Origin of the sequence: Chryseobacterium barbadense, assembly GCF_042849955.1 — a bacterium.
Lineage (GTDB): Bacteria > Bacteroidota > Bacteroidia > Flavobacteriales > Weeksellaceae > Chryseobacterium.
This window is the reverse complement of the sequence record NZ_BAAFHL010000080.1, coordinates 1-8,577: the sequence shown is the minus strand read 5'-3', so window position 1 is coordinate 8,577 and position 8,577 is coordinate 1. Positions and strand designations below refer to the sequence as shown.

9 protein-coding genes are annotated in these 8,577 nt (G+C 38.0%); 5 read left to right on the top strand and 4 right to left on the bottom strand.

Annotated features, from left to right (window positions below; all coding sequences use genetic code 11):
- On the top strand, positions 1-796 hold a 796-nt coding region (locus ACGHIN_RS15830; RefSeq protein ID WP_390455690.1), incomplete at its 5' end, for a sigma-54 interaction domain-containing protein.
- A gap of 72 nt (positions 797-868) precedes the next feature.
- Positions 869-2,230, top strand: a complete 1,362-nt coding sequence (locus tag ACGHIN_RS15825; RefSeq protein WP_390455687.1) for an MATE family efflux transporter — start codon at positions 869-871, stop codon at positions 2,228-2,230.
- Between the two features lie 30 nt (positions 2,231-2,260).
- On the opposite strand, the gene ACGHIN_RS15820 is transcribed toward ACGHIN_RS15825, so the two are convergent.
- The 4 genes from ACGHIN_RS15820 to era form a co-directional block, all read right to left on the bottom strand.
- On the bottom strand, positions 2,261-3,016 hold the full coding sequence (locus ACGHIN_RS15820) for an alpha/beta hydrolase family protein (protein ID WP_390455684.1): 756 nt from the start codon (positions 3,014-3,016) through the stop codon (positions 2,261-2,263).
- A 116-nt stretch (positions 3,017-3,132) separates the two neighbouring features.
- The gene (locus ACGHIN_RS15815; RefSeq protein ID WP_390455681.1) at positions 3,133-5,535 is read right to left on the bottom strand and encodes an alpha/beta hydrolase family protein; all 2,403 of its coding nucleotides are present in this window, start codon (positions 5,533-5,535) and stop codon (positions 3,133-3,135) included.
- 157 nt (positions 5,536-5,692) lie between these two features.
- Complete coding sequence (locus ACGHIN_RS15810) at positions 5,693-6,121, bottom strand: DoxX family protein (protein ID WP_390455678.1); 429 nt, start codon at positions 6,119-6,121, stop codon at positions 5,693-5,695.
- A gap of 68 nt (positions 6,122-6,189) precedes the next feature.
- Complete coding sequence (era, locus tag ACGHIN_RS15805) at positions 6,190-7,065, bottom strand: GTPase Era (protein ID WP_390455675.1); 876 nt, start codon at positions 7,063-7,065, stop codon at positions 6,190-6,192.
- A gap of 130 nt (positions 7,066-7,195) precedes the next feature.
- Here era and ACGHIN_RS15800 point away from each other — a divergent pair, with 130 nt between their 5' ends.
- The 3 genes from ACGHIN_RS15800 (at position 7,196) to ACGHIN_RS15790 (ending at position 8,490) form a co-directional block, all read left to right on the top strand.
- A complete protein-coding gene (locus ACGHIN_RS15800) occupies positions 7,196-7,528 on the top strand; it encodes a hypothetical protein (RefSeq protein ID WP_390455672.1) in 333 nt (110 codons plus the stop codon).
- The gene (locus tag ACGHIN_RS15795) at positions 7,528-8,091 is read left to right on the top strand and encodes a Crp/Fnr family transcriptional regulator (protein WP_390455693.1); all 564 of its coding nucleotides are present in this window, start codon (positions 7,528-7,530) and stop codon (positions 8,089-8,091) included. The genes ACGHIN_RS15800 and ACGHIN_RS15795 overlap by 1 nt, the downstream gene beginning before the upstream one ends.
- A gap of 72 nt (positions 8,092-8,163) precedes the next feature.
- Positions 8,164-8,490: a DMT family transporter gene (locus ACGHIN_RS15790; RefSeq protein ID WP_390455669.1), complete on the top strand. Its 327-nt coding sequence runs from the start codon at positions 8,164-8,166 to the stop codon at positions 8,488-8,490.
- Positions 8,491-8,577 lie beyond the last annotated feature (87 nt).

Below are 8,577 nucleotides of genomic sequence, written 5' to 3'. Positions count from 1 at the left end.
TCTTCAGACAGAAAATAAAACCCTGAAAAAGAAGGTTAACAAAAAGTACCAGATGATCGGTGAGTCTCCTGCTTTAAAAAAGATTCAGGATATGATCGAAAAGGTGGCAGCTTCAGATGCCAGAGTTTTGATCACAGGGCCTAATGGTGCCGGAAAAGAATTGGTGGCTCATGCTATTCACAGCCAGAGCGACAGGGCAAAAGGACCTATGGTGGAAGTAAACTGCGCGGCTATTCCTTCCGAATTGATCGAATCTGAGCTTTTCGGACATGTGAAAGGTTCATTTACAGGGGCTATCAAGGATAAGCAGGGAAAGTTCGAACAGGCAACCGGCGGTACTATTTTCCTGGATGAGATTGGAGATATGAGCCTTATTGCGCAGGCAAAAGTATTAAGAGCACTCCAGGAAAGCAAGGTTTCCCCTGTAGGAAGTGATAAGGAAATTAAAGTGGATGTGAGGGTACTTGCGGCTACCAACAAGAATATGCAGATTGAAATTGAAGCCGGAAGGTTCAGGGAAGATTTATATCACAGGCTTTCTGTTATTGAGATCTATGTTCCGCCTTTAGATGACAGAAAAGAAGATATTAAACTATTGGTAGAACATTTTTCAGGAATTATTGCTGAGGAGCATGGCACTGCGGTGAAAAAATTTGACGATAAAGCTGTTGAAGCTTTGAAAGCCCTTTCGTGGACAGGAAACATCAGGGAGCTGAGAAACGTGGTAGAAAGGTTGATTATCCTTGGTGGAAACACTGTTTCTGAAGAAGACGTTGCAAATTTTGTAAGAAAATAATTAATTATTAATTAAAATACATTACAAAAAATTTGCAGTATTTAAAGCTGCAAATTTTTTTTTTGAACTATTATGAACTTTTTAAATAAAAACTATACGAATGAAGCTCTGAAACTGGCTCTTCCCGTGATGCTTACGCAGGTGGGACAGGTTTCGGTCAACTTATTTGACAATATTATTGTCGGGAAACTTTTGGGTGCAGATGCTCTGGCCTCTGTATCCTTAGGAAACGCCGTATTTTTCTCAATATTTGTATTGGCATTGGGATTTTCTTTTGCCATTCCACCGCTGGTTTCGGAAGCTCACTCCAAAGGGGATCATAAAACCATTAATTCTGTTTTCAGCCACGGCTTTATCATCAATATGTCTGTAGGAATTATCTTAATGTGCATCCTGTTTTTGGGAATGCCTTTACTATATCATTCCGGACAGCCAGCAAAAATTATTCCCGATACGGCTGATTTCTTAGGAATTATGGTGATCAGCATTATTCCTTTCATGGCTTTCCAGACACTGCGTGAAGTTTCGGAAGGTTTATCGTATACCATCGGGGTAACCAAAGCGACCATTATTGCCAATGTAATCAATATTGTGCTGAACTATGTCTTTATCAAAGGGCTTTTCGGAATTCCTCCGATGGGTGTGAAAGGTTCCGCTTTAGCGAGCTTAATTGCCCGGATTTTTATGGTGGTTTTCCTTTATTTCGTTCTTTTAAATGAAAAAAAGACTAAACAGTATATCAAAGATTTTTCTTTGAAAATCCAGGTATTCTCAAAAGAAATGTTCAGTAAAATGCTGAAATTAGGTTTTCCTACTGCCTTACAGATGTTCTTTGAAGTAACAGCTTTTGCTGCTGCTGCCTTCATCTGCGGATTGATCTCTGCTCATGATATTGCTTCCCACCAGATCGCATTAAGTATGGCCTCCTTTACGTTTAACCTATGTATCGGGTTCAGTGTGGCATCTACCGTAATGATCGGAAGAAAGCTGGGTGAAGGTAATTTTGTTGAACTGCGGAAAGTAGGGATCAATAACCTGAAAATAACTTTTATTTTCATGACAATCTGCGGAATCATATTTATTTTAGGCAGAAACATCCTTCCTACGTTCTTTACCAAGAAAGAAGAAATTGAGGTAATTGCTTTAGCATCAAAATTATTGATCATTGCCGCCCTGTTCCAATTATCAGACGGAATCCAGGTAACGGCTTTAGGAACACTGAGAGGATTGCAGGATGTTAAAATTCCTTCCATCTATACTTTTATTGCGTATTGGATCATTACGATTCCTTTAGGATATTTCCTTTGTGTAACCTTGGAAATGGGAGCTTTCGGAATGTGGATCGCTTTAGGATTGGGATTAACGGTTTCCGCCGTGTTCCTGGTAAAACGATTTCTGAATATGTCTGCGAAGAGAATCAAACAGAATGCATAACGAAAAATCGGCCGGGTTTCCCGGCCGATTTTATTCACTTGAAATATGATTCAAAATTAAGGATTCCTTTGCTTCATTATCCTCAAAAGCTGCAATTCTGGTCAGACATTCCGCCAAAGCCTGCATATCATGCTGCTTAACAGGATTTCCTTTTGTACAGCCAATGGAAGTATACAACTGATTTGGCTCTTTTCCGAAAAGTCTTGCCGCTTTTAATATCTCGCCATTTTCAACAATAGTATACCGGCTATTTTTGATTTTCATTTTATTTCGGAATACAGGACTCCTGTTAAAGGTAAAAGCAGTAGCATTTACTCTGTTTAAAGAAATATGTGTAGCAATTCCTCCTCCTAACGAATGCCCTGTCACAATACATTCATTAAAATTATATTTACTTCTACACTGATCAAAGATCTCCAGTCCATACTTATTTTGCTTTTGGTTGACAGGATTGTTACCCGTAGAAAAATCTTTAAAAGAATCTGTACCTCTAAACACAAAAACATGCATTCCTGTAAGTTTGTCCTTATAGAGTGTAGCAAAAAAATCCATTTCTTTATTTTCGAAATCTTCTACCTTCTCAAAATATTTATCCAGATTAAACTGGAACGACTTGTTATACACATTCTTACTCAGCTGTGCATACTTCCAAGATTTATCAGAGATATCCCGGATTTCTTTACACCAACCGGAAGGATGGTCACATTCTGTTAAAGCTCTTCGGGAGCTACAGTTACACAATGCTATCAGAAATGACAGCAATAGAACGGATTTGAGGGATTTCATGGTTCAAGGTTTTTAGTTTTAATAAATGTACAATTATTTTTTAACCGATAAAATACCCCATTAGTGTTATAATTATATATTAAAAAACTCGTCCAAAATGAACGAGTTTTAAAAAATTATTTCTTCAAACATTTTTCTAAGAACTGATCCTGTTCCCATAAAACGTGGAAAATATTCTCTTTAGCCTGATAACCGTGGGCTTCTTTCGGTAAAAGCACCATTTTTACAGGAGCTCCCAGATTTTTCAAAGCCTGGAAGTATCTTTCCGTCTGCAATGTAAATGTTCCCGGATTGTTGTCTGCATCACCATGAATCAGAAGCAATGGGGTTTTCATTTTATCTGCATTCATAAAAGGCGACATCGTGTTGTAGATTTCCGGAACATCCCAGTAATTTCTCTGCTCGCTCTGGAAACCAAACGGTGTCAAGGTTCTGTTATAGGCTCCGCTTCTTGCAATTCCGCACGCAAAAAGTTTGGAATGAGTTAAAAGGTTAGCAGTCATGAAAGCTCCGTAAGAGTGCCCTCCCACTGCTACTTTTGTTTTGTCAATATATCCTAATTGATCCACCGCATTGATCGCCGCTTCAGCATTAGCAACCAGCTGCGGAATGAAGGTATCATTAGGTTCTGTTTTTCCTTCTCCGATGATCGGGAATGCGGCATCATCCAAAACGGCGTATCCTTTGGCTGCCCAATACACGAAAGAACCGTAATTAGGGAACGTGAAATCGTTTGGATTCTGAGTATTCTGTCCTGCTGTGTTCTTATCTTTATATTCTGTAGGATAAGCCCATATTAGTAATGGAAGCTTTTCTTTTTTAGCCTTCCTGTCATAATTCGCAGGAAGATAAAGGGTTCCTGTTAAAGTTACTCCGTCATTTCTTTTGTAGGTGATCACTTCCTTATACACATCTTTTATACTTTCAAACGGATTAGCAAATTGGGTTACTGCTTCCGCTTTATTAGACCTGACATTCTTTTTGAAATAATTCGGATATTGGGTAGCCGACTGCTGGATCGTTAAAACCTCTCCTTTAGAAGGATTAATGATATCTATAATATCTTCTTTGGCATTCTTTAGATTGGAGGTATACAGTCTTTTCTTTTTAAGGGTTTTCATATCCATTTCATCAATGAAAGGATGTTGCCCGTCTTTGGTAAATCCGTCCCCGATAAGATAAGACTTCCCGTTTTTCATATCAACGACTGTTCTTCCGAACTCATTTTTCGTGGTATTGAAACTTCCCGGATCGCTGTATACATCCTGGTAATTTCTGTCATCAATGACTTTGGATTCACCATTGTTAAGATCTACTAAGAAGGATTTTGTATTTCTGGTATCGTACCAACCTTCGTTAACGATAGCATAATGATCATTGGTCCAGCTTGTTCCGGAATATCTCTGTTTGGTTTTAAAGAAAGATTTCGGTGCAGTATTGAACGGAGCTTCCCAAGTGAAAACTTCATCTCTGTACTCTGCACTTTTATACTGATCTCCTCCGTCCAGCGCTTCAGCATATACCAATGTTGCAGGAAGATCGCTTCTCCATCCCATATCTCTTTTCCCCATTCTTACAGAAGAAAACCCTTTTGGCATGATCTCATTTAAAGGAACTTCATTCACTACTTTCACCGTGTTCCCCTTCATGTCATACACTGTGGAAGTCATCGGAAATCGGCTTAACGGAACAATATAGGAAAACGGCTTTTTAATGGTGGTCACCAGCAGGTAATTTCCATCGGGTGAAAAGCTTAAACCTGCATACAGATCCTGATCTTTCACTTTTTTTAAACCCCCATTAAGGTCTACGTTATAAAGCTCGGAAGAGGTAAGGATTTCAAAATTCTTTTCATCCTGTGGATTTTTAAGCAAATCCTGATATGTTCTGTTCTGTGATACTTTCCCGTCTGCTGTTGAAACAATCGGTCCTGTAGGCATATCTTTGCCTGAATCGATCAAAGCCGGCCTGTTCTGCGGAAGTGTTCTAATTAATAAACTTTGAGAATCTTTATACCAAACATAAGGATTACCCAGGTTAGCATTCAGGTTATCGTCAGTAATTTTTTTGGCGGTAGCCGTTTCCAGATCCACGATCCAAAGCTCTACTCCTTTACCGGTTGTATTGGTGAAAGCCAGCTTCTTCTCATCAGGGGAAAAAGAAGTGTTGGTAATTTTAGGATTGGTTGGCAAACCTTTCACCTGAACTTCGTTTTTGTCATTCAGCTTTCTTACTTTGAGGTTATTGGAATACGTAGCTGTGCTTGAAATATTGGTAACGGGATTGATTCTCAGCCCTCCAAGCTTCATTTCCTGCTGACTGAGGTCCTCTAACGTCTTATAAGTAGGACGATAAGCAAAGACCATCCAGTCTTTTTTATTATTAATTAAAACGCTTGGTGGTCTTTCATAATCTGCAAGCTTAAGAATTTCTGCAGAAGGTTTTTGGTAAGTAATATTTTCCTGTGCTTCATAGAAATTAAGAAAAGCCAGAAGACAAATGGTTAATTTTAACTTCATTATATTTCATTTTTCACGAAATTAATGAATTTAAAGCGAATATGTGTACTTTTCAATTATGTATTCGCTGAATGTGGGATCTTTTTATAATTAAGAGGTATCCGGAGAAAAAAAGAGCATTTAAAAAAATGCTCTTTTTATGTATATCTGGTATCAATTACCAATCTGAAGCTCGTTTACGTTTTTCGATCATATAATCTACAGAAATTTTTCCTGCACCGAAAGTCATCAGAAGAAGATAAACAGAAAGATAAATCATGCTCATTTCTCTTTTTTCAAAAGGATCTGCCCCGTGAACAAAAAAACCTGCAATAATCATGGTAAAAATTAAAAATCCTAATGCAATTCTGGTAAACAGTCCCAGAATAAGAAGAATAGAACAAACAAATTCAGCAAAAACAGTAAGGATCAAAGTAAACTGAGGCCCCATCCCTAAAAAATCATAAAACTCAATTTTTCCGCCTTCTAATAACATCTGAAGCTTTGGAAAACCGTGAGATAACATGGCAAAACCAATAAAAACTCTTACAATCAATAGAACAATATCCTTAAAAATAGTACTGGAATTTGAGTTCAAATAATTCATTCAATGGAAAATTTAGATTAAAGATAATAAAAATCTTACAATACAACGAAGAACAGGGCTGTTTTAGTCTATCTGTATCCGAAATTTTTCAGATCCCTATCATTTTTTCTCCAGTCTTTTTTCACCTTAACAAATAAATTCAGATGAATCTTTTTAGCAAAAAACTTTTCCAGGTCCAATCTGGATTCCGTACCTACTTTTTTAATGGCTTCTCCTTTGTGGCCGATCAAAATTCCTTTCTGGGTGTCTCTTTCTACATAAATGATGGAATCTATAAAAATAATCCCTTCCTTTTCCTTGAACTGCTCGGTCACCACTTCTACGGAGTATGGAATTTCCTTATCATAGTTCAATAGAATTTTTTCACGGATGGTTTCATTCACGAAAAACCTTTCCGGCTTATCCGTAAACTGGTCTTTATCATAATAAGGCGGGTTTTCCGGAAGTAAGGATTTTATCTTGGGTAAGATGATTTCTGTATTGAAAGCATTCAGGGCGGAAATCGGCAGGATTTCAGCTTTTGGAATCCTTTGATGCCATTCTTCCACTAATTTTTCCAACCCTTCCTGATTGGTCTGATCGACTTTATTCAGTAACAATAAAACCGGCACCGGGATTTTGTTAAGCTTATCAATTAAAAACTCAGAAGGCTCGGTTTTATCCGTCACATCCACAATAAAAAGGAAAACATCAGCATCCTGTAAAGAATCTTTTACAAAATCCATCATTTTCTCCTGTAACCCATATTTAGGGTCTAAAACCCCGGGAGTATCAGAGAATACGATCTGAAGATCATCTTCATTATAAATTCCAAAAATCCTGTGACGTGTGGTTTGCGCCTTTTGTGTTACGATAGCCAGTTTCTCCCCCATCAATTGATTTAATAAGGTAGATTTTCCTGCGTTGGGCTTACCGACTATATTTACGAATCCTGCTTTGTGCATATATACTTTTTTAGGCTCAATATTGAACCGGATTGCAAAGTTAGTAAAACAAAATTTTAAATCTGGTTTTGTCTCTATAAAAGTAAGTGCTGCATGAAAAAGTAATATCTTTACTACAAAAAATTGATACATGACTGAAGCGGAAAAATATTTCACGAAACTGGCGGCGGAAATTCCCGGAGCACAGGAAGGGAAAATGTTCGGAGCTCTTTGTCTGAAAGGCTCCAACGGTAAGGCTTTTTTACTTTTAAAAAACGGGAATATGGCCATAAAGCTTTCCGGTCTTTTATTGGAAGAGGCTTTAGACCTGAACGGTTCCACCATCTTTGAGCCCTCGGAAGGGAAAAAGATGAACGGCTGGGTTCAGATTTCTGAAGCTCATCGGAACAAATGGAAATATTTTGCACAGGCTGCATTGGCGGAAGTGGAAAAGATGGAAAAGAAACCTTCGAAAAGCAAATAATGGATATCGACCAGATCCTTGACCGCATCTATGTTTTACCCGAAGCTTCCAAAAATGCTCTAAGAGGACACATTACGGAAGTCTCATTCCCTAAGAACCATTGTCTTATGGAAGCTGATAAAGTGATTCCCTATATTTATTTTATCCGTAGGGGAATCGTTCGGGCTTATGCTTCCACTGAATCCAATGATATTACGTTCTGGTTCGGAAGCGAAGGTGAAACCATAGTTTCCATGAAAAGCTATGTAGAAGATAAACCGGGTTATGAAAGCATTGAGCTTCTTGAAGACTGTGACCTGTACAGGCTGGAAACAGAAAGCCTGAGAAAGCTTTTTAAGGAAGACATACACATTGCGAATTGGGGAAGGAAATTTGCGGAAAGAGAACTTGTAAAAACCGAAGAACTGATCATTTCAAGGCAATTCAAAACCGCTTTGGAACGGTATACGGATCTTATGACTCAAAAACCTGATCTTCTGAAAAGAGTTCAGTTGGGACATATTGCGTCTTATCTGGGGATTACACAAGTAAGCTTAAGCCGAATCCGGGCTGAAATAAAATAAATTCATTTTTTAACAATTGTAAAATGTTGTTTCCTCTCAAATGGGGAAATTTGCATCAGAAAATTATTAGAAATGAATTGGATTATATTAATTATTGCAGGATTGTTTGAAGTAGCCTTTGCTTCATGTTTAGGAAAAGCGAAAGAAACTTCCGGAACAGAAATGTATTACTGGTACGCCGGTTTCCTGGTAACCATGACCATAAGCATGGTATTATTGATCAAGGCAACCCAAACATTACCTATAGGAACGGCTTATGCTGTATGGACTGGAATTGGCGCAGTAGGAACGGCATTGGTCGGGATCATTTTCTTTAAGGATCCGGCGAGCTTTTGGAGAGTATTTTTTATTTCAACCTTAATTGCTTCTGTGGTTGGATTGAAAGCTGTTTCACACTAAACCCAAGAACGTCTTCAGTTTAATGGTTTTTGTAATGAAATAAGAAAATGTACAGAGCCATTAAAAGCTGTTCTCGATATAATTTTC